This is a genomic window from Polaromonas sp. P2_G11, assembly GCF_056403595.1.
On the sequence record NZ_JBFUFE010000003.1, the window covers coordinates 384,675 to 403,894 of the forward strand.

Here is a 19,220-nt window from a genome sequence, read left to right on the forward strand (position 1 = left end):
CCACCAACCACGGAGTATTTTTGTGATTGCAGCCACACCCCCAGCCCCTTACTACGCCGTGATCTTCACGTCATTACGAACCGAAGGCGACAAGGGCTACGGCGACATGGCCGACCGCATGGTGGCGCTGGCCACGCAGCAGCCGGGCTTTCTGGGCGTCGAATCAGCCCGCGAAGGCCTGGGCATCACGGTGAGCTATTGGCAAGACCTGGCGTCCATCAAGACCTGGAAAATGAATGCCGAGCACCTGGTGGCGCAGCAAACGGGTCGCAGCGACTGGTACACGCATTACAAGACCCGAATCGCAAAGGTAGAACGCGACTACGGTTTCGAAAGCCCGTCCACATAGCCTGCGAAACCTCTGGCCCGCAATTCGCAGGCCGGGCAGGTGCCGCAGCCATAGCCCCAGGCATGCCGGTGCACACGATCACCGAGGTAGCATGTGTGCGTGTGTTCCACGATCAGGTTCACCAGCGCTTCACCGCCGTTGGGCTCGCCTGATTTTTCACCGATGTCATGCGCCAGCCGCCAGGTGTCGGCCTTGTCGATCCACATCAACGGCGTCTCGATCAGAAAGCGTTTGTCCATGCCCAGCGACAGCGCCAGCTGCATGGCCTTGATGGTGTCGTCGCGGCAATCGGGGTAGCCTGAAAAATCGGTTTCGCAAACGCCGGTGACCAGCACCTGCAAATCTCGCCGGTAAGCCAGCGCCGCTGCGAGCGTGAGGAACAGCAGGTTGCGCCCCGGCACAAAAGTGTTGGGCAGGCCCGAGCTTTCCATCTTGAAAGCGACGTCACGTGTCAATGAGGTGTCGCTGACCTGCCCGAGCACCGCCAGGTCCAGCAGGTGGTCTTCACCGATCTTGTGGGCCCACTGTGGGAACTGCTGTTTGATTTCGCGCAGCACATTGAGCCGCGCTTCCAGCTCTACCTTGTGGCGCTGGCCGTAGTCAAAAGCCACCGTCTCGACACGTTCGTATTTCGACAACGCCTGCGCCAGGCAGGTGGTGGAGTCCTGTCCGCCGGAAAACAGCACCAATGCAGAGGTATGCATCCGCCCTCTCCTTTTTTACAGCAGCTTGCGCTTGGCCAGGCTTTTCATCAGCGCCGAAATGCCGAAGGTCCACGGCGCAGCCTTGTCGGAAGTCGTGACGCGGTTCACCAGGCTGCCCAGCTGCGGCGTGGCCACCGTCACTACATCACCCACCACGTGGGTAAAGCCCTGGCCCGGGCCGTGGCGGTCTTGCGTGGGGGCAAACATGGTGCCCAGGAAAAGCATGAAGCCGTCGGGGTACTGGTGGTTGGCGCCAATGGCTTGCGCCACCAGGTCCAGCGGGTCGCGGCTGATCTTTTTCAGCGAGCTGCCACCCTTCATCACAAAGCCCTCAGGCCCTGTGACGGTGATGCTCAGGTCGCTGCTGCGCACATGGTCGATGGTGAAGCGTTCGTCGAGCAGGCGGATGAAGGGGCCGATCGCGCACGATGCGTTGTTGTCTTTGGCTTTGCCCAGCAGCAGTGCGCTGCGGCCTTCAAAGTCGCGCAGGTTCACGTCGTTGCCCAAAGCGGCGCCCACGGTCTCGCCGCGCGAGTTCACGGCCAGCACGACTTCAGGTTCGGGGTTGTTCCAGTCGCTGCCAGGGTGTATGCCCACTTCGGCGCCCGTGCCGACCGCGCTCATCGGCTGGCTCTTGGTAAAGATTTCCGCGTCGGGGCCGATGCCCACTTCCAGGTACTGCGACCACATGCCCTGGGCGATCAGCACATCTTTGAGCTGGGCCGCTTCGGGCGAACCGGGCTTGATGCTGCCCAGGTTCTCGCCGATCACGGCGATCACCGCCTTGCGCGCTCCATCGGCCTTGCTGGCGTCGCCGCCCGCCTGTTCTTCAATCACGCGCTCCAGCATCGATTCGACAAACGTCACACCCGAGGCTTTCAGCGCCTGCAGGTCGCATGGCGCCAACAGCCAGGGCAGCCTGGTGTCATGCGCATCCTCAGCGGAATTGGCCAGCACTTCGGCCGTGCTCGCCAGCCGCGGCAGCTTCGCCGCAGCGGCCCGCACAACCTTGGCGACACCCGGCAATTCCAGCAGCTGGCTGGCGGTCGGCGCGACGCTGGAAAGGTCATACACACCGTCGGGTGTGACCAAAGCCAGCACCGGGCCAGTGCCTTCTATCCAGACACGCCCCACCAGCAAGGCATCAGCGGCGTCAACAGGCAGGGTGGAAGCAGGGCTCAGGGAGTTTTTCATGATGTTGGAAGGGAGGAACAGGAAGGGCAGCACAGAAAAGCGTATGAAGCTGTCAATAGTACAAGGAAGTACGAGGCGCCCAGGCACCCCGCTGAGGGTTGAGGAAAAGCGCACGCACACGTCTCGGCCCCAGGCAAGCCCGCTACACTGAAACGCACCCGCTTGCGGGACACTGCCTTCATGCCACCCGGGAGGCAGCCAAACCTTCACACCCCTGATTTTTAAGTCAAATATGCCTCTAGCCCCCGAAAAACTTGCGCAAGCAGCTATCGAATTAATAGCAAGGCGAACCACGGGAAAGGCGGGCCCACGCTTGCCCGACAGCTGCCGTCCTGCCGACCTGGAAGACGGCTGGCAGGCGCAGCAGGAAGTCACCCGCCGGCTGGGCCAGCCGGTGGCCGGCTGGAAGGCCTCACCGCCCAGCCCCGGCAAGCTGGTAGCCGCACCCATTTACCAGCCCACCCTCAGCCGCGCCGCAACATGCACCGTGCATTTTCCTGCAGGTGCCGCCGCCGTGGTGGTTGAGCCGGAACTGGCTTTTGTACTGGCCAAAGACCTGCCCCCGCGCGCGCAGCCCTACACCGAGGCTGAGGTGGATGCAGCCATTGGCTCCGTCCATGCCGCGCTGGAAATCTGTGCCAGCCGCTACACGGACCACAGCAGCCTGCCTTTTCCCGAACTGCTGGCCGACGGCGTGGTCAACAACGGCCTGTGGCTGGGGCCAGAACTGGGCGGGCCCGATGTCTCGGCATTTGAATTGACCTGGCAAGTCGCTGGAGAACCTGCGCAAACCGCCGAAGCCAGGCACCCGAACGGCGACCCGCGCACGCCGCTGTACTGGCTGGCCAATTTCCTGAGCGAACGCGGCATCGGCCTGCTGGCGGGCCAGGCGGTGATCACGGGCTCCTATGCCGGCGTGCTGACGCTTCCCCTCGGAAAACGCACACAGTTTGACTACGCGGGCCTGGCCCGGTTTGAGGTGGAATTTCGCAACCCGTAACCTGAAGTAAATAGGGCAGGAAAGGTCCTGAAACGGCCAGCCGCTTCAGCCCGGCTTGCTAAGCTGTGAGGTTCGATTCTCCCATCCCGCCAACAACGACGGAGCCGCCATGCAAGTCCTTCACTACCAACAATTTGCCCAACTTCACAAGGCGCCCCACGGCGTTTTGCTGCTGCCCAATGCCTGGGACGCCGCCAGCGCCAAAATCTTTGAGGCGTCCGGCGCCAAAGCCGTCGCCACCAGCAGCGCGTCGCTCGCCTGGGCCTGCGGCTATGCCGACGGCGGCGCCTTGCCGCCCGACGAGTTGCTCGATGCCGTCGCCCGCATCACCCGTGTCTTGAGCCTGCCCCTGACCGTCGACATGGAAGACGGCTACAGCGAGAGCTCCGCCGAGGTAGGCCGCCTGGCCGCCGAGCTGGTCGCCGTGGGGGCGGCTGGCATCAACCTCGAAGACGGCGGCGGTGCGCCCGAGCTACTGGCGGAAAAAATCCGCGCCATCCGTACAGCACTCAAAGGCGCACCGCTGTTTATCAACGCCCGCACCGATGTCTACCTGCGCAAGCTGAAAGTCGAAGGCACGCCGGCCCAGGCCAGCATCACCCGCCTCAAGCTGTACCAGCAGGCTGGGGCGGACGGCGCCTTTGTCCCCGGCCTCACGGCCTTGCCTGACGTGCGGGAAATCTGCGAAGCCGTCAGCCTGCCGCTGAACCTGATGGCCATGCCCGGGCTGCCGGCCATTGCCGACTTGCAGGCCGCCGGTGTGCGGCGCCTCAGCGTAGGGCCGGCGCCTTTCCAGGTGGCTTACGAACACGCCCGAACCAGCGTCGAAGCCTTGCTGAAACAGGACCTGTCACCGCTGCTCGGCTCCAAGCTGGACTATTCGGCGATGAACACCTTGTTGAACACGCCACGCTAGAGCGCACAGGCGCTTGCCCGCTATCGCCTGTATTCCTTTGGGGATCAGGCGATTTTTCATTTGTTTCATCTTTTTTTGAAGGCAGGCGTCACAACGCGTCACAAACGGCAAAGCTGAATCGTCAATACGGTGTGACACCCAACTTTTGAACTCTTTTTAAAGGAAACACCATGACTGCCCCTACCGCTAACACCGCCGCCAACACTGCCCCCGTCCGTATCGACCTCGCGATTCCTGATGTCTACCCCGCCCTGCTCAAGGTCAGTCAAACCATTGGCGCCCAGGGCCTGGACAAAAAACTGCACCACCTGATTCACCTGCGCGCCTCGCAAATCAACGGCTGCGCTTTCTGCGTCAAGATGCACCTGCGGGAAGCCCGTGAAGACGGTGAAACCCAGGACAGGCTGGACCGCCTCGTCGTCTGGGCGCATGTCAATGACTTCAGTGAAGCCGAGAAAGCCGCACTGGCCTGGACGGAAGCGCTGACCACGCTAGACCACAAGACCGACTACGCCAGCCTGCGCGGCCGCCTGCGCCAATCGTTCAGCGACAAGGAGATTGGCGCGCTGACCGCTACCATCGGCATGATCAACCTCTGGAACCGCATCCAGGTCTCGGCACACTGAGCAAAGCAAGGCAAGGCGCGCGCAATGCAAAACATCGACCCCACCGCCGTGTTTGAAGAAAGGCGCAGGCATTTGTTTGGCCTGGCCTACCGCATCCTCGGTTCACGGGCTGATGCCGAAGACGCCGTGCAGGACGTCTTCATCAAATGGCTGGCGGCCGACTACGCGAGCATCGCCACGCCGGCTGCCTGGCTCACCGCCATCTGCACGCGCCACTGCATCGACATGCTGCGCGACGCCCAGCGCAGCCGGGTCGACTATGTCGGCACCTGGCTGCCCGAACCCATCCACACGCAAACCGAAGACACGCCCGAAACACATGCCCTGCTGGCCTCATCGCTGAGCATGGCCTTTTTGCTGCTGCTCGAACGCCTCACGCCCAAAGAGCGCGCTGCCTACCTGCTGCATGAGATTTTTGAGACACCTTACGCCGAAGTGGCCGAGATGCTGGACATGGAAGAAGCTGCCTGCCGCAAGCTGGTCTCGCGCGCCAGCACCAGCATCGCCCAGGGAAAAGTCCGGCACGTAACACCGCCCAAGGTGCAGGACGACCTGCTCACCGCTTTTCGCGAAGCCATCACCGCCGGCAGCACCGAATCGCTCGCCAGCCTGCTCTCGGACGACATCGCACTGAGCACCGACAGCGGCGGCAAGGTCAGCTCGGTTGAAGGCATCTTCCAGGGCAAGGGCAGCGTGCTCACCCTGCTGACGACGCAACTGGCCCGCTACTGGGCCCACTACGAATGGGTGCCCTGCGAGATCAACGGCGGCCGCGCCATCCAGCTGCGGTCGAGCACCGGCGAGATCGCCGCCGCCATCACCTTCGCCTACAACGACGACGGCAAGGCCAACAACATCTTCATCATGCGCAACCCGGACAAGCTCGACGGGCTGGCCTTCGGGCCCGAGGCGCTGGAATGAACAGCACCTCAAGCAACACATCAGGCACCGCTCCCACAGGCTGGATGGCTCTGCTGACCGGCGTCAACGCCATCCGCACGCTGGCGCTGGTCGGCGGCGTCGCGCTGCATGCCATCAACCTCTACATCGGCACCACCATCCTGCCGTCCGTCGTGCGCGACATTGGCGGGCTGGAGTTCTACGCCTGGAACACCGCCCTCTTTGTAGTGGCCTCCATCATCAGCGCCGCCATGGCGACGCAGGTGCTGGGCAAGCTCGGGCCGCGCTTTGCCTATGTGCTCGGCGCTGCGATCTTTGCTGTGGGCTCGCTCGCCTGCTCGCTGGCGCCTTCCATGCCCGTCATGCTGGCCGGTCGTGTGGTGCAAGGCTTTGGCGGCGGGCTGTTGCTGGCCCTGCCCTACGCGATGATCCGCCTGCTGTACGACGAAGCCTTGTGGTCCAGGGCCATCGGCCTGTTGTCGGGCATGTGGGGCGTGGCCACCCTGGTCGGGCCGGCCATAGGGGGCGTGTTTGCCCAGATGGATGCCTGGCGATGGGCGTTTGGCGCGCTTATTCCCGCAGCGGCACTGTTCACCGTGCTCGCCGTCTGCGTGATTCCCCGGCACAACACGGCCAGCAGCCCGCCGACATCCGTGCCGTGGATGCAGTTGTTCCTGCTGGCCGGTGCGGTCTTCGCCGTTTCAGCTGGCAGCGTCAGCACACAAGTCATGTGGAATGCGGCCGGTGTGGGTGCAGCGGTTGCGCTCAGCGCCTTGCTGGTCATCGTCGACAAGCGCGCCGCCAACCGCCTGCTGCCGCAGGATGCGTTTCGCCCCGGAGTGCTGGGCGCCCTTTACCTCGCCATGGGGCTGCTGGGCATGACGGTCACCAGCACGGAGATTTTTTCACCCTTGTTTTTTCAGGTCCTGCATGCCCAGACACCGCTTGTCTCAGGCTACCTCGCCGCCATCATGTCGGCAGGCTGGACGCTGGGCTCACTCATCAGCTCAAGCGCCACCGGCACCCGGGCCAGCCTGGCCATCCGCGTTGCACCAGTGCTGGCACTGGCGGGCCTGGTGGGCATGGCAGTGCTGATGCCCGCACCCAGTAATGGCGGCTGGCCCGTGCTGGCGCCAATCTGCGCCGCCATGGTGGCTGTGGGTTTTGCCGTCGGTATCGCCTGGCCGCACCTGAGCACGCGTGTGCTGCAGATTGCGCCATCTGGCGAAGAAGACCTGGCTGCCTCTTCCATCATGACGGTAGAGCTGTTTGCCACCGCCATGGGCGCCGCCCTGGCCGGCATGGTCGCCAACCTCGGGGGCCTGACCAACCCCGGTGGTGTACCCGGAACGGCGGGCGCGGCTCAGTGGCTTTTCGCCGTGTTCGCCCTGGCACCCGCGCTGTGCCTGCTGACTTCACGGAAAACGGCGAAGCCAGACCCGCCTGCCCTCAGGCAGACAGCCAACAGCGCCGCATAAGGTGTGAGGCGTGAAAAAGCCGGCGCACCCGCAAAGGATGCACCGGCTTTACACCGAGGTTGGCGTCTTGCTTACTTCCGCGAACGCAGCGCGTCAACGCTCCATGCACCACCGCCGGCAGCGGCAAAGAACAAAAACACAAAGCAGAACAACACGGCCGACTCGCCGCCATTCAGCATCGGCGCCGCCACAAAGCCTTTAGACGCATGGCCAATGAAATAGGCAAATGCCAGCAAGCCCGACAACACAAACGCCACAGGCCGCGTGAACAGCCCAATCAACAGCAACGCACCGCCAAAGAGCTCCAGAATGCCGGCAAAGCCGATCAGCGACAACACCTGCAGCCCGTCGAAATAGGCCACGTGGGGAAAGCCCAGCAGCTTGGCTGTGCCATGCTGAATAAGCAAATAAGCAGAAACAATGCGAAGCACCGAGAGTGCGCGTGAAGTCAGTTGGTCGTTTTGGGCAAAGGCCATGAGATTCCCTCCGTTAAAAGGGTGTCTGACAGGCCTGTAGCAAAAAAGTTCAGTGCCGCTGCGCAAGTTTCTGCCGGGACTTGGGGCCACCCGATGCGGGGCTTGCGATGCTCGCCGAACTTTTCTCGGTCAGCAGTTGAACCAGGTGCTGCCGGATCACCGAGGTGATGTGCTCGCGCTTGCCCTGCTCCAGCATGCCGATCAGCCGTGTCGGTGGCCGGCCCGGCAGCGGCAGCACACGCAGAAGCGCATCGTTGGCCCAGTCGGCGTTCTTGACATGCGGCACGATGGTGACGCCGACGTTCTGGCGCACCAGGTCGATGATGGCCGAGAGCGAGCTGAGCTCCAGAAAGTCCTGCGGCACCAGGCCCAGCTTGCGCAAGGTCTGCTCTATGCGGATGCCGCTGGGCGTGCGCCGGTCAAAGCGCAGGAAGGGTTGCTCACGCAGCAGTTTTTTGAAGTCGGTGCCCGGCGGCGCTGCCTGGGAGCTCGCGACCACTGTCAGCGGCTCGGTGTACAGCGGCGTCCAGCGCATGCCCTTTCGCTCCTGCGGCGAGTCGTCGACGAAGACCGCCGCGTCGAGTTCACCGCTCTTGACACTGCGCGCCAGGCCGCTGGACTCCTGCATGACCAGCCGCACATTAAGACGCGGGTAGAGCGGCTTCATCCTGACGACGGTGTTTGAGAGCAGCCCCATCGCCGTGACGATGGAGCCCACCGTCACGGTGCCGGCGATCTCTCCCTCGCCGTCCAGGCCTTCGCGCATCTCGTCGTAGTACCCGACGATTTTTTCCGCATGCGCCACCAGCGCGCGGCCCCCGTCCGAAAGCACCACACCGCGCCCCGAACGCTCGAAAAGCACGGTCTTGAGCTCGGTCTCCAGCGCGCGCATCTGCAGCCCCACCGCGGCCTGTGTCAGCGCGACGCGATCGGACGCTGCGGCGAACGAGCCGCCCTGTGCGACAACCAGAAAGGTCTTCAAAAACCGGATCGTGCTCATGCGCGCACCGCCCCAATACAAAAGAATAACTTTAGCATCTCAAAACATAATATAGATATATTTTTCAAACCGGATGGAGAACAATCCGCCTTAACAGGGTTGTGTGACGGACACATGTCTCCCGCCGCAACGGCGCATCTCCCTCGAAACGCGCGGCTTTTCCGGGCTTCTGCAGCAGCAGCCCGGCCGCTTGGATGGCTTGTTTTTTGGGGCGATGATTTATGTCTGATGCACTCCTGGCGAATACCGGCACGGCTTCACCACTCTCATTTGGGGAGAAACGGGCGGCAGCCATTTACGACCTGGGCCACAGCACGATTTTTGCGTCGCGCACCGACCCGCGCTTTTCCTACTGCACCTATGCCCCGCCGCACCTGGGTGAGTCAAAGCAGCCCATGCAGCTGGTGGTCGTGGTGCACGGCACGGGCCGCGCCTTCACCGAATACCGCGACGCCTTCGCCGCCTTCGCCAAATGGAATGACTGCATCGTGTTGTGCCCGCTGTTCCCGGCCGGTCCGCAGGGCGACGGCAACCGCGACGGTTTCAAGCACCTGCGCGAAGCCGACATCCGCTACGACCAGATCCTGCTCAGCATGGTCGACGAGGTAGCCGTCAAGTTCGGTTGCGACTTTTCAAAGTTCGCGCTCTTTGGCTATTCCGGCGGCGGCCAGTTCGTCAACCGCTTCGGCCTGCTACACCCCGAGCGCCTCTGGGCGCTTTCCATAGGCGCGCCAGGCTCGGTGACTCTCATCGACCACCAGCAGGACTGGTGGGTGGGCGTGCGCGACTTCGAAAAACGCTTCGGCAAACCGCTGAACCTTGCGGCCCTCAAAGCCTTGCCGGTGCACATGGTGGCCGGCAAGGCCGACATGGAAACCTGGGAGATCACCCACCGCGAAGGCGGCAAGTTCTACATGGCCGGCGCCAATGACGCGGGGCGCACGCGCCCCGAGCGGCTGGAGACCTTGCGCCAGTCCTTTGTGCAGGCCGGCGTCAACGTCACGCTGGACCTGGTCGACAACGTTCCCCACGACGGCCTGGCCTGCGTCGACACGGTGCAGGACTTCCTCGCGACCGTGCTGCGCGCCATCCGGAAAAAAGCGGCGGGCCGGGCCCAGTGATGTCACGTCAACCCCAAACCTGAAGACTGACCATGCTACGTTTCGCGCTGGCCCGCCTGATGATGGCGATACCGACCCTGCTGATCGTGGCGGTGGCGGTCTTTGTGTTGATCCGGCTCATCCCTGGCGACCCGGCGCAGCTGCTGCTGGGCGACCTGGCCGACCCGGTACGCCTGGCTGACCTGCGCGCCCAGCTCGGGCTCGACAAGAGTTGGCCGGTGCAGTTCGGCATCTGGGGCCGGCACGTGCTGGGTGGCGACCTCGGCGTTTCCATCAACACCGGCGAACCCGTGCTGCAACTGGTGCTGAGCCGCTTCCTGGTCAGCGCGCAGATTGTGCTGATTGCCGTGCTCTTCGCCACCCTGGTCGCGGTGCCCGCCGGCATGATCGCCGCGTGGAAGCAAAACCGCCTGCCCGACCTGATGCTGGTCGGCACCGCCACCCTGCTGGTGTCCATCCCTACCTTCTGGCTCGGCCTGTTGCTGCTGCTCTTCTTTGGCCTGAAGCTCGAATGGCTGCCCGTGGTCGGCTATGTCTCGATCATGAGCGACTGGAAGTCGGGCCTGCTGTACCTGCTGATGCCCATCCTCACGCTGTTCCTGCATGAAATCGGCGTGCTGATCCGCATGGCCAGGGCCAGCACACTGGAAGTGCTGCGGCTGGACTACATCACGCATGCGCGCGCCAAGGGCCTGTCGGAGCGTGCTGTGCTGGTGCACCATGCGTTCCGCAACTCCTTCGGCCCGACCTGGACTTTGATCGGCCTCGTCCTGGGCAACCTGCTGGGCGGCGTGGCGGTTGTTGAAACCGTGTTCACGATTCCCGGCCTGGGCCGCCTGCTGGTCGACGCGATCTTCGCGCGCGACTACCCGGTGATCCAGGGTTGCCTGCTGCTGGTTGCCGTGATCTATGTCATCACCAACCTGGTCATCGACCTCTGCTATCCGATCTTCGACCCCAGGGTGCTGGCCGAATGAAAAAATTCCTTACCCCTCAGGCCCTGATCGGCCTCGTCATCGTGGGCCTGATCCTCGCGGCGGCCGTGCTGGCCTTCTTCTGGACGCCGCACGAGCCGCTCAAGATCAATTTTCTGGCACGCCTCAAACCACCCAGCGCCACTTATTGGCTGGGCACCGACGAGTTCGGCCGCGACGAACTCTCGCGCCTGATGGCCGGCGCCTCCAACAGCGTGTGGATCAGCTTCCTCACCGTGCTGTTCTCCATCTCCATCGGCACCGCCATCGGCGTGCTGACGGGCTTTGTGCGCGGCTGGACCGACCGCATCATCATGGCCTTCATCAACGCCCTGCTGGCCTTCCCCGGCCTGCTGCTGGCGCTCGCGCTGCTGGCCGTTTTCGGCGCCAACAAGTACGGCATCATCCTGGCGCTGGGCCTGGCCTACACGCCTTCGGTCACGCGCATCGTGCGCGGCACGGTAATGTCGCTGCGCGAAAAGGAATTCATCGAATCCTCCCGCGTGCTCGGCAATTCAGAGCTGTACACCATGTTCCGCCATGTGCTGCCCAACTGCGTGGCGCCGCTCACCGTGCTGGCCACCTCGATGTTCGGCTGGGTCATCCTGGCGGAAAGCTCGCTGTCCTTTCTGGGCCTGGGCGTGCCGCCGCCCGCGCCCACCTGGGGCAATATGCTGGCCGCGGCCCGGCCCTTCATGGCGCAGGCAACTTACCTTTCCATCTTCCCGGGCCTGTGCATTGCGCTCACGCTACTGGGCATCAACTTCCTGGGTGACGCGGTGCGCGACCTGCTGGATCCGCGCATGAGGGGCGTCGAATGAACCACCTTGTGGATGTCTCGGCCTTAAGCCTTTCCATCGGCAAGGGCGGCCGCGAAATCGTGCGCAATGTGTCCTTCACCGTCGCACCCGGCGAAATCGTTGGCATCGTCGGCGAATCCGGCAGCGGCAAGACCCAGGCGGCCCGGGCCATCATGGGCCTCACGCCGCCGCCTTTGGTGCGCAGCGCCGGCCGCATCCTGTTTGAAGGTGAAGACATGGCGGCGGCCGGCGACGCGCGTTTGCGCCAGCTGCGCGGCGCGCGCATTGGCATGGTGTTCCAGGAGCCCATGACTTCGCTCAATCCGTCAATGACGATTGGCCGGCAGCTTGACGAAGGCCTGGCGCTGCACCGGCCCGAGCTCTCGCCGGCCGCGCGCCGCGACAAGGCTTTGGCCATGCTCGCGCGCGTCGGCATCACCGACCCGCAGGCCGCGCTCGCCGCATGGCCACATGAATTTTCAGGCGGCATGCGCCAGCGCATGATGCTGGCCTCTGTCATGCTGCTGGAGCCCGCGCTGCTGATCGCCGACGAACCGACTACTGCCCTGGACGCGCTGGTGCAGCGTGACGTGCTGGAGTTGATGGTTGGCCTCACGCGCGAACACAACACCGCCGTGCTGCTGATCAGCCACGACCTGCCCATGGTGGCGCGCTACACCCAGCGCATGATCGTCATGCAGCAGGGCGAAGTCGTCGAAGCCGGCGACACCGCTGCTTTGCTGGCCGGCCCGAAGCAGGACTACACCCGCAAGCTGCTGGAGGCCATCCCGCGCCGGCAAGCCGCGCGCACGATTGCCGACGAACAGCCCGTCATCGAAGTGCGCAACCTCGTCTTCGACTACCCCGGCAAACGCCGCCTGTTTGCCAAGTCCGCCGCCAAGCGCGTGCTGCACGGCATAGACCTGGTGGTGCGCCCGCGCGAGATCGTCGCAGTGGTGGGCGGCTCCGGCTCGGGAAAAACCACGCTGGGCCGCGCGATTGCCGGCTTGCTCAAGCCGACCGAAGGCGACATTCGTTTTCGCGGCCGTTCGATTGCTCGCGGCGACGCGGGCTGGCTGGACTACCGGCTCAACTGCCAGATGGTGTTCCAGGACCCGTACTCGTCATTGAATCCGCGCATGAGCATTGGCCAGCTGGTCGGTGAAGGGCTGCGGCTGGTTCCCGGTCTGTCATCCGCTGAGCGGCAGGCGCGCGTAGCAAAGATGCTCGATGAGGTTGGTTTGGAGCCCCGGCATGCGCAGCGTTATGCGCATGAACTCTCGGGCGGCCAGCGCCAACGCGTGGCGATTGCCCGCGCGCTGATACGCGAGCCGGCTTTTGTGATTGCCGACGAGCCGGTGTCGGCACTCGACGTCACCGTGCGCGCCCAGGTGCTGGCGCTGCTGGCCGAGCTGCAGGAACGCCACGGCTTTGCCTGCCTCTTCATCAGCCACGACCTCGGCGTGGTCGAGCAGGTGGCCGACCGCGTGATCGTGATGCAGGCCGGCCAGATCATCGAGCAGGGCAGCCGCGACGAGGTGTTCGACAAGCCGCAGCACGCCTATACACGCAAGCTGCTCTCCGCGATTCCTGCGCTCACGCCCACAGGCCAGGGCGGCATGCAGCTCAAGTGGCGCTTTGACGAACCCGATACGCCGGCAGGCGCCCTGAACCCCTTACACCCTCTTCCGGTCTGATCTTTAAGGAGCTTTTCATGCTTTCCCTTCGATTGAAATTTCTGGCCGCCGCCATGCTCGCGGCCTGTTCCGCGGCCCAGGCCCAGACCCCACAAATCGTGGTCGCGCAGCCGGCAGACATCCGCTCGACCAACCCCGGCGTGAACCGCGACAACACCACCGACGGTGTGGTGCTCAACATCGTCGAAGGCCTGGTCGCGTACCACGAGAACGGCACCGTCGGCCCGCTGCTGGCGCGCTCCATCGTCACCAGCCCCGACGGCCTGACCTATATCTTCAAGCTGCGCACCAACGTGAAGTTCCACAATGGCGAGCCCATGACTTCGGCCGACGTGCTGTGGAGCTGGAAGCGCTACATGGAACCCAAGACCGACTGGCGCTGCCTCAGCGAATTTGACGGCCGCTCCGGCGTCAAGGTGACTTCTGTCACGGCCCCCGACGCACAGACCGTGGTCATGCAGTTGGACAAACCCTCGGCCGTGTTCCTCGACAACCTGGCCCGCACCGACTGCGGCATGACGGCCGTCCTGAACAAAAAGTCCGTCAAGGAAGACGGCAGCTGGGACAAGCCCATCGGCACCGGCCCCTTCAAGTTTGAAGAATGGAAGCGCGGAGAGTACGTCACGCTCAGCGCATTTGCCGACTACCAGTCGCCCCCCGGCACCAAGCCCGACGGCTACCTCGGCCTCAAGAAGCCGCTGGTTGGGCAGGTCAAATTTTTGACCGTGCCCGACATGTCGACCTCCAAGGCCGGCCTGCAGTCCGGCGCCATCGACGCGGGCCAGATCACCTCGTCCGACGTGCAGGAGCTCAAGGCGAATAAAAATCTCAGCGTTGTCGCCGCAGTGGACGCGGGCAAGAACACGCTGCTGATGCAGACCAACGACCCGCTGCTCAAAGACGAGCGCATCCGCCAGGCCATCGCGCTCTCGCTTGACATGAACCAGCTTGTCGCGGCCGCGTCCGAAGGCCTGGCCCGCGTCAACAACTCGGCCATCCAGGACACTTCGGCCTTCTACACAGCGGCCCAGAAAAAAGGCTACCGCCACGACCCGGCCAAGGCCAAGCAGCTGCTGAAGGAAGCCGGCTACAAGGGCCAGCCCATCGTGATCCAGGCCAACAAGCGCGCGCACGTGCCCAGCTTCTCGGTCGCGGTGATGAGCCAGGCCATGATGCAGGCCGTGGGCATCAACGCCCAGATCGAGGTGCTCGAATGGGCAACCCAGCTGGACCGTTACAACAGCGGCAACTACCAGATGAGCTCCTTCACCTATTCGTCGCGCCTGGACCCGGCCCTGAGCTATGAGCAGTTCTCAGGCAACAAGGCCAAGCAGCCGCGCAAGGTGTGGGACGACCCGGCCGCGCAAAAGCTGATCGACCAGAGCTTCGCCGAAGCGGACCCCAAGAAACGCCAGGCCTTGTTTGACCAGCTGCACGCGTTGATGATCGCCAAGACGCCGCTGGTCATCCTCTACAACGTGACCGATTCGTGGGCTGTGCGCAAGCGCGTGAACGGGTTCACGGTGTGGGAAGGCAAGCCGCTGCTCTGGAATACAAAGCTGGCCGCCAAGTAAGTCATTCCAGCATCACCTCTCGGTCGCCTTGCACGCAGGCCCGCGCGCAAGGCATGGACAGGCACGCCTTGCGGCGGTCGTCATCTCTCTTCACGCAACTTCTTACGGCAGCCCAGCATGGCAAACATCAAACAATTCCCCTTTATCTCCGTCTCCGGCAGCCCGCATGAACGCGGCCTGCAGTACGGGCGGCAGGCCGCCGACCGGGTACGTGGCAGCGCGCGCCTGTACGGCCAGACGCTGGTCAACCTGGGCTACAGCGAACAGGCACGCGCGCGCTTGATCGACTTCTTCGCCAAGGAAATCGGCAACTTCGCACCCCACTACATCGACGAGATGCGCGGCATCGCCGAGGGCGCAGGCGTGGACTTCCAGGACATCGTGATGATCAACGCCCGCACCGAGGTGCTGGCCAAGGCCCGCGCCGAGAAGGTCACACAGGCCGACCAGGAGCCGGGCGACGGCTGCACCGGCGCCCTCATCCTGCCCGAGCGTTCGGCCAACGGCAACCTGCTGCATGGCCAGAACTGGGACTGGCGCGCCGAGTGCGTCGAGACCTCCGTCGTGCTGCGCGTGCGCAACGACAACGGCCCCGACTTCCTGACCTTTGTCGAGGCCGGCGGGCTCGCCCGCAGCGGCTTCAACAGCGCGGGCGTGTCCATTACCGCCAACTACCTCGAATCAGACCGCGACTTCAAGCAGCTGGGTGTGCCGTTGTCGCTGATCCGGCGCAAGGTGCTGGAGCAGGAGATTTTCTCGCTGGCCATGAAGGCCGTCGCCGCCACACCCAAGTCCTGCTCCAACAACATCATGCTGGGCATGTCGCAGGGCTTTGGCATCGACTTTGAATGCACCACCAATGAATCGTTTCCAATTTACCCCGGCGCCGACAACCTGATCGTGCACGCCAACCACTGGATGAGCCCGGTCGCCCTGAGCAAGCTGGTGGACATGGGCATTTCCCAGTCACCCGACAGCCACTACCGCGACTGGCGCGTACGCAAGCTGCTGAATCAGCAAGACAAGCTGGGCAGCCAGGAATTAAAGAACGCGTTTTTCGACAACTTCGGCCTGCCCTACTCCGTCTGCCGCCCGCCCCGCATCGGCAGCCACGACAACCTGTCGGCCACGGTCGCCATGGTCATCATGGAGCCGGCTGTAGGAGAGATGGAAGTCGCGCCCCTGCCGGCGCTGAACAAGGTGTTCACTTGCTACAGCCTGACGAAAGAGCCGCGGATTGTTGCTTGATTAGCGCGAAGTTTGCAGGCGCTACTGCGTATGACAACGGTTAGAGCGGTAGCATCCATTCACTTGAGTGAAATATGTCTGAACGCAAAAATCGCAGCTAATCGGTGGCCGTCAAAGCCAAGGTGTGAGTTTCCGAAATTAAGTTTTAGCAATCTAATGGATCAGCAGCTTCACCAGTTCCGGCGGCAAACCGTCGAATGCTTCGTACTTCTCGACCTCAGTAAGGAGACTTAAGTGCAAGTCCCGTACATCAGTATTTCTGCGATTCACCTCAGCAATGCAATGTTGGAGCCGCCGCATCCACTCCATCCCTTCTTCTCGAGACGGTCTTGGCCAATTCCCTTTAAAGATACTTCTACCTTGATTGCCCAGGATCCGGTTGAACGTCACTCGCAATCTACTGAGAGTTAGGTCCTTTAGATAAGGGTTGCGAAGATACTCAAGATTCCAGAATTCGGAGCGTTTCATCGTATTTGGGACGTCAACGACGGTTCTGAAGGCTTTGACATCTCCGTCACCTACCGAGGGAACTCCGGTACGCCGCTGTGTCCATGCCTCAACCAATCTATTAATGAATTGCAGCTTCCATGGCGACTGCATTACGCCAACGCTTTGAAAAATGAGCATAGCGAAAGCAGTTCTCCCGTCAGGCAGTAGTTGATAGTGCTTCTCTGAGACATAGATAATCGCGTCGATTGATGAGAAGTTTGGCAAGCTCCCAGACTTCCCTTTGATCTTTTTGTAGAGTGCATACCCCACCGCCTCTGGCGTGAACTCCCTTATTTTGGAGTTCAAAATAACGCAAAGATTTACGGCATTTTTCCGAGGATGCCGCTCCCTATATTCTTTGAATTGAGTATTTGCAGTTCTAAGAATTTTTTCGACCGAGCCTCCAAGCTTTTTCGCAATCGCCAAACTGATCTCGGTTGCATTACTCATGGACTCGAGCATGGGGCCAACTTCGCGTGACCCGAAGAATAGGGGACGCTCTTTTTCATCAATAAGTTGATCAAGAACTTCATTCAATCGCTCTGATTGGTCACTTTCGAGGTGCTTCATTTCGATTAGCATCAGCTCGTTGAAGCACGCAAAGTCCGGAAACTTTCCGCCTTTTGATTCGATATTTTTATTTGCGTCAAGGCTACGCCCTCCTGGAAGACCTAGAACCACCTGATGAAGCTCAGATGGCAGATCTGGTGGCCCACCCTGGCGTTCGAAGTGCATTACTCAACCTTAAGAATTGGGCGGGGATGGAGGTTAGTTGGCGAATTGTGGCCTTTGAGCCATCAACAAATCGACTAGTTGTTGTTGGCCTTTCTTCCGTGTTCTATTACTTTTTCTGTCGCCCCTTTGCAGCTTTCTTTACTGGGGCTTTTCTGGTAGGAGATTTCTTCGCTACCACTTTCTTTTTTGGAGATTCACTCGATGGGACTGCGGGCACTGCGCGCTCCCTTCGAGCTTTATGCGCCATCAGTTCGGCATCATCGGAATCGCTAGTTCGAGAAAACATTGCGTCGTGCGTTCGCATCCGTATCCCGCGACGCGCAATCAAATCTTGAGCCTCCTTCTGTTCGATTAGATGCGTAATGCTCCCAGAATTCTCAACACTAATTCCTTGCTGCATCAGAAGCCGAAATTCTGCGATTAGCGGCCTCAACGGATCTGTAAGTGTCGAATCGCCGGCAATGATTGATCGAGTTATGACCGACCCAATCTCCCCTGCGAGTTGCTGCTTGCTTCTACGCCTCTCGAAATCACCCAGCTTATCGATTTCAAGATTGATTTTCTTTAATGCCGTCGCTCCTCCCTCTCTCAACAGAAGACTCAACAACGTTTCAATTAGTCCCATGTCATCCCCGTTTGCGAAAGCTCTGGCAAGCTACAGCTCAAGTTCTCAACCTAGTGGATACGAATGAATCAACCTAAGCATTCCAAATACTCGCTGTCCTAGCATCGAATGTATGTACCTTGGCATGGAATTTCTTCTCTATGCTGCTGATCCATCGACTATCCGCCTCAGAGAACGTCCCGATATAGATGCTCCACAACTTTGGTGGGCTTTTTGTGCGAAGGTGATTTGCCTTGTTCAGGGCATCGATGATGTGGTCATCTGACTCGCCAAACCCAAACCCTAAAGTGACAACCGAACCGTCTAACTCACAAAGCTGGTCGTAGCAGTGCGAGAGATAGCGGTTGTGGCGAATCTGAGCTAGTTTCTCCGCGCCATTTCCTGCGGTAACAAAGATTGGGTACTCTCCGGCATCAAGGCGAACCCCAATGTTTTCCATCAGGTAACCTTCGTTGCTGTACTGCTCCTTGATGACCTCTGGACCGGTATCAAACAGTGGAAGCGAGCCGTGAAGATAGAAGATATTCTGGCTTTGCTTATTCAGACCCCACTGCAGTTCGGACCAATCCTCGGCCTCTGTTTTTTCTTGCACTTCTACAGGATTAAGCAGCTCCCGCCCAAATCCATCGGCCGAACCAGAAACGTTTTGACGCATCAAAATCCAGTACAGCAAAAGGTCGTAGTTCGTTGTAAAGATTTTTCCGCCCGACGTCGAGAATTTACTGATGAATTTGGCACAAGCAACGCTCTTCTCCTCTGGAATTTTGAAAACATGTTCGGGGTGAAGCGCCCTGATCGCATCTAGCAGGCTATGTTTTAGCTTTTCCTTCGCCGACGCCAATTTTTTGTGAAGATCCTTATCAGCACCAAGTTCTTCGAGCAGCGCGATGAACGTCTGGAGCTGCTCCATGATTAGTTCAAAATTCTTGGTTTTCATCGCAGCAAAAACGCCTGAAAGCGTGGCATCGTTCAAACTATCAATGAAATCGTATAGCGCGTTGTATGAGAAGATTTTCGGGTCATATGCCATGCTGAAGCCATTGCCCAGAAGCAAGTGTGCCGTCCGCCCCTTCTTTGCAAGCCCTTCTATGACCTCCTCAAAAGTGTCGTAATGCATCTCACCTCCACATACTTTTTATGCCCAGGATTGCATAGTGAACCTTGGGAAGGTAGCGCGCAAGGGTAGTAGGGCGTACTGTGGCCGTTCCGCCCATCTATGAATTACCTACCGTGGTCTCCGGTACATCCATACCCTCCAATTGGAGGAGACGGAGATGCTTGACCGTAATAGACTCAAGCGTCGGCCTCACATCG

The 19,220-nt window shown here is 61.2% G+C and carries 19 protein-coding genes; 12 read left to right on the plus strand and 7 right to left on the minus strand.

The window, feature by feature from the left end; all coding sequences use genetic code 11:
• The first annotated feature begins 22 nt into the window (after window positions 1-22).
• Window positions 23-349: an antibiotic biosynthesis monooxygenase family protein gene (locus tag AC1DWQ_RS12560; RefSeq protein WP_477669931.1), complete on the plus strand. Its 327-nt coding sequence runs from the start codon at window positions 23-25 to the stop codon at window positions 347-349.
• On the opposite strand, the gene queC is transcribed toward AC1DWQ_RS12560, so the two are convergent.
• Window positions 322-1,053: a 7-cyano-7-deazaguanine synthase QueC gene (gene queC, locus AC1DWQ_RS12565; RefSeq protein WP_477669932.1), complete on the minus strand. Its 732-nt coding sequence runs from the start codon at window positions 1,051-1,053 to the stop codon at window positions 322-324. The genes AC1DWQ_RS12560 and queC overlap by 28 nt on opposite strands.
• Before the next feature lie 15 nt (window positions 1,054-1,068).
• Entirely contained in the window at window positions 1,069-2,247 is a 1,179-nt protein-coding gene (locus AC1DWQ_RS12570; RefSeq protein WP_477669933.1) for a fumarylacetoacetate hydrolase family protein, read from the minus strand.
• Between the two features lie 232 nt (window positions 2,248-2,479).
• Between AC1DWQ_RS12570 and AC1DWQ_RS12575 the strand changes: the two genes are divergently transcribed.
• The 5 genes from AC1DWQ_RS12575 (at window position 2,480) to AC1DWQ_RS12595 (ending at window position 7,167) form a co-directional block, all read left to right on the plus strand.
• Complete coding sequence (locus AC1DWQ_RS12575) at window positions 2,480-3,247, plus strand: 2-keto-4-pentenoate hydratase (protein WP_477669934.1); 768 nt, start codon at window positions 2,480-2,482, stop codon at window positions 3,245-3,247.
• A gap of 109 nt (window positions 3,248-3,356) precedes the next feature.
• Complete coding sequence (locus AC1DWQ_RS12580; protein ID WP_477669935.1) at window positions 3,357-4,163, plus strand: isocitrate lyase/PEP mutase family protein; 807 nt, start codon at window positions 3,357-3,359, stop codon at window positions 4,161-4,163.
• A gap of 170 nt (window positions 4,164-4,333) precedes the next feature.
• Complete coding sequence (locus tag AC1DWQ_RS12585) at window positions 4,334-4,789, plus strand: carboxymuconolactone decarboxylase family protein (RefSeq protein ID WP_477669936.1); 456 nt, start codon at window positions 4,334-4,336, stop codon at window positions 4,787-4,789.
• 24 nt (window positions 4,790-4,813) lie between these two features.
• On the plus strand, window positions 4,814-5,710 hold the full coding sequence (locus tag AC1DWQ_RS12590; RefSeq protein ID WP_477669937.1) for a sigma-70 family RNA polymerase sigma factor: 897 nt from the start codon (window positions 4,814-4,816) through the stop codon (window positions 5,708-5,710).
• A complete protein-coding gene (locus tag AC1DWQ_RS12595) occupies window positions 5,707-7,167 on the plus strand; it encodes an MFS transporter (RefSeq protein ID WP_477669938.1) in 1,461 nt (486 codons plus the stop codon). Before AC1DWQ_RS12590 ends, AC1DWQ_RS12595 begins: the two co-directional genes overlap by 4 nt.
• A 71-nt stretch (window positions 7,168-7,238) precedes the next feature.
• Here AC1DWQ_RS12595 and AC1DWQ_RS12600 read toward each other — a convergent pair whose 3' ends face one another.
• Complete coding sequence (locus tag AC1DWQ_RS12600) at window positions 7,239-7,643, minus strand: DoxX family protein (protein ID WP_477669939.1); 405 nt, start codon at window positions 7,641-7,643, stop codon at window positions 7,239-7,241.
• A gap of 49 nt (window positions 7,644-7,692) precedes the next feature.
• Window positions 7,693-8,643: a LysR substrate-binding domain-containing protein gene (locus tag AC1DWQ_RS12605; protein WP_477669940.1), complete on the minus strand. Its 951-nt coding sequence runs from the start codon at window positions 8,641-8,643 to the stop codon at window positions 7,693-7,695.
• 221 nt (window positions 8,644-8,864) lie between these two features.
• Here AC1DWQ_RS12605 and AC1DWQ_RS12610 point away from each other — a divergent pair, with 221 nt between their 5' ends.
• The 6 genes from AC1DWQ_RS12610 to AC1DWQ_RS12635 all read left to right on the plus strand — a co-directional run bounded on the left by AC1DWQ_RS12610 (window position 8,865) and on the right by AC1DWQ_RS12635 (window position 16,057).
• Window positions 8,865-9,764 (plus strand): alpha/beta hydrolase, encoded by a 900-nt coding sequence (locus AC1DWQ_RS12610; RefSeq protein WP_477669941.1) that lies wholly within the window; start codon window positions 8,865-8,867, stop codon window positions 9,762-9,764.
• 32 nt (window positions 9,765-9,796) lie between these two features.
• Window positions 9,797-10,741, plus strand: a complete 945-nt coding sequence (locus tag AC1DWQ_RS12615) for an ABC transporter permease (RefSeq protein ID WP_477669942.1) — start codon at window positions 9,797-9,799, stop codon at window positions 10,739-10,741.
• The gene (locus tag AC1DWQ_RS12620; protein ID WP_477669943.1) at window positions 10,738-11,559 is read left to right on the plus strand and encodes an ABC transporter permease; all 822 of its coding nucleotides are present in this window, start codon (window positions 10,738-10,740) and stop codon (window positions 11,557-11,559) included. The genes AC1DWQ_RS12615 and AC1DWQ_RS12620 overlap by 4 nt, the downstream gene beginning before the upstream one ends.
• Window positions 11,556-13,235, plus strand: coding sequence for an ABC transporter ATP-binding protein (locus tag AC1DWQ_RS12625; protein ID WP_477669944.1), 1,680 nt, complete (start codon window positions 11,556-11,558; stop codon window positions 13,233-13,235). Before AC1DWQ_RS12620 ends, AC1DWQ_RS12625 begins: the two co-directional genes overlap by 4 nt.
• 17 nt (window positions 13,236-13,252) lie before the next feature.
• A complete protein-coding gene (locus AC1DWQ_RS12630; protein WP_477669945.1) occupies window positions 13,253-14,809 on the plus strand; it encodes an ABC transporter substrate-binding protein in 1,557 nt (518 codons plus the stop codon).
• A 117-nt stretch (window positions 14,810-14,926) separates the two neighbouring features.
• Window positions 14,927-16,057 (plus strand): C45 family autoproteolytic acyltransferase/hydolase, encoded by a 1,131-nt coding sequence (locus AC1DWQ_RS12635; RefSeq protein WP_477669946.1) that lies wholly within the window; start codon window positions 14,927-14,929, stop codon window positions 16,055-16,057.
• A 153-nt stretch (window positions 16,058-16,210) separates the two neighbouring features.
• Here AC1DWQ_RS12635 and AC1DWQ_RS12640 read toward each other — a convergent pair whose 3' ends face one another.
• The 3 genes from AC1DWQ_RS12640 to AC1DWQ_RS12650 form a co-directional block, all read right to left on the minus strand.
• A complete protein-coding gene (locus AC1DWQ_RS12640; protein ID WP_477669947.1) occupies window positions 16,211-17,281 on the minus strand; it encodes a hypothetical protein in 1,071 nt (356 codons plus the stop codon).
• Between the two features lie 106 nt (window positions 17,282-17,387).
• Entirely contained in the window at window positions 17,388-17,906 is a 519-nt protein-coding gene (locus AC1DWQ_RS12645) for a hypothetical protein (protein WP_477669948.1), read from the minus strand.
• Between the two features lie 73 nt (window positions 17,907-17,979).
• Entirely contained in the window at window positions 17,980-19,023 is a 1,044-nt protein-coding gene (locus tag AC1DWQ_RS12650; protein WP_477669949.1) for a DUF4917 family protein, read from the minus strand.
• Window positions 19,024-19,220: the final 197 nt, after the last annotated feature.

Bases quoted from the DNA above. Each gene is read 5' to 3' on its own strand.
- queC (WP_477669932.1), bottom strand. From the start codon at position 1,053: ATGCATACCTCTGCATTGGTGCTGTTTTCCGGCGGACAGGACTCCACC.
- AC1DWQ_RS12570 (WP_477669933.1), bottom strand. From the start codon at position 2,247: ATGAAAAACTCCCTGAGCCCTGCTTCCACCCTGCCTGTTGACGCCGCT.
- AC1DWQ_RS12575 (WP_477669934.1), top strand. From the start codon at position 2,480: ATGCCTCTAGCCCCCGAAAAACTTGCGCAAGCAGCTATCGAATTAATA.
- AC1DWQ_RS12580 (WP_477669935.1), top strand. From the start codon at position 3,357: ATGCAAGTCCTTCACTACCAACAATTTGCCCAACTTCACAAGGCGCCC.
- AC1DWQ_RS12585 (WP_477669936.1), top strand. From the start codon at position 4,334: ATGACTGCCCCTACCGCTAACACCGCCGCCAACACTGCCCCCGTCCGT.
- AC1DWQ_RS12590 (WP_477669937.1), top strand. From the start codon at position 4,814: ATGCAAAACATCGACCCCACCGCCGTGTTTGAAGAAAGGCGCAGGCAT.
- AC1DWQ_RS12595 (WP_477669938.1), top strand. From the start codon at position 5,707: ATGAACAGCACCTCAAGCAACACATCAGGCACCGCTCCCACAGGCTGG.
- AC1DWQ_RS12600 (WP_477669939.1), bottom strand. From the start codon at position 7,643: ATGGCCTTTGCCCAAAACGACCAACTGACTTCACGCGCACTCTCGGTG.
- AC1DWQ_RS12605 (WP_477669940.1), bottom strand. From the start codon at position 8,643: ATGAGCACGATCCGGTTTTTGAAGACCTTTCTGGTTGTCGCACAGGGC.
- AC1DWQ_RS12610 (WP_477669941.1), top strand. From the start codon at position 8,865: ATGTCTGATGCACTCCTGGCGAATACCGGCACGGCTTCACCACTCTCA.
- AC1DWQ_RS12615 (WP_477669942.1), top strand. From the start codon at position 9,797: ATGCTACGTTTCGCGCTGGCCCGCCTGATGATGGCGATACCGACCCTG.
- AC1DWQ_RS12620 (WP_477669943.1), top strand. From the start codon at position 10,738: ATGAAAAAATTCCTTACCCCTCAGGCCCTGATCGGCCTCGTCATCGTG.
- AC1DWQ_RS12625 (WP_477669944.1), top strand. From the start codon at position 11,556: ATGAACCACCTTGTGGATGTCTCGGCCTTAAGCCTTTCCATCGGCAAG.
- AC1DWQ_RS12630 (WP_477669945.1), top strand. From the start codon at position 13,253: ATGCTTTCCCTTCGATTGAAATTTCTGGCCGCCGCCATGCTCGCGGCC.
- AC1DWQ_RS12635 (WP_477669946.1), top strand. From the start codon at position 14,927: ATGGCAAACATCAAACAATTCCCCTTTATCTCCGTCTCCGGCAGCCCG.
- AC1DWQ_RS12640 (WP_477669947.1), bottom strand. From the start codon at position 17,281: ATGCACTTCGAACGCCAGGGTGGGCCACCAGATCTGCCATCTGAGCTT.
- AC1DWQ_RS12645 (WP_477669948.1), bottom strand. From the start codon at position 17,906: ATGGGACTAATTGAAACGTTGTTGAGTCTTCTGTTGAGAGAGGGAGGA.
- AC1DWQ_RS12650 (WP_477669949.1), bottom strand. From the start codon at position 19,023: ATGCATTACGACACTTTTGAGGAGGTCATAGAAGGGCTTGCAAAGAAG.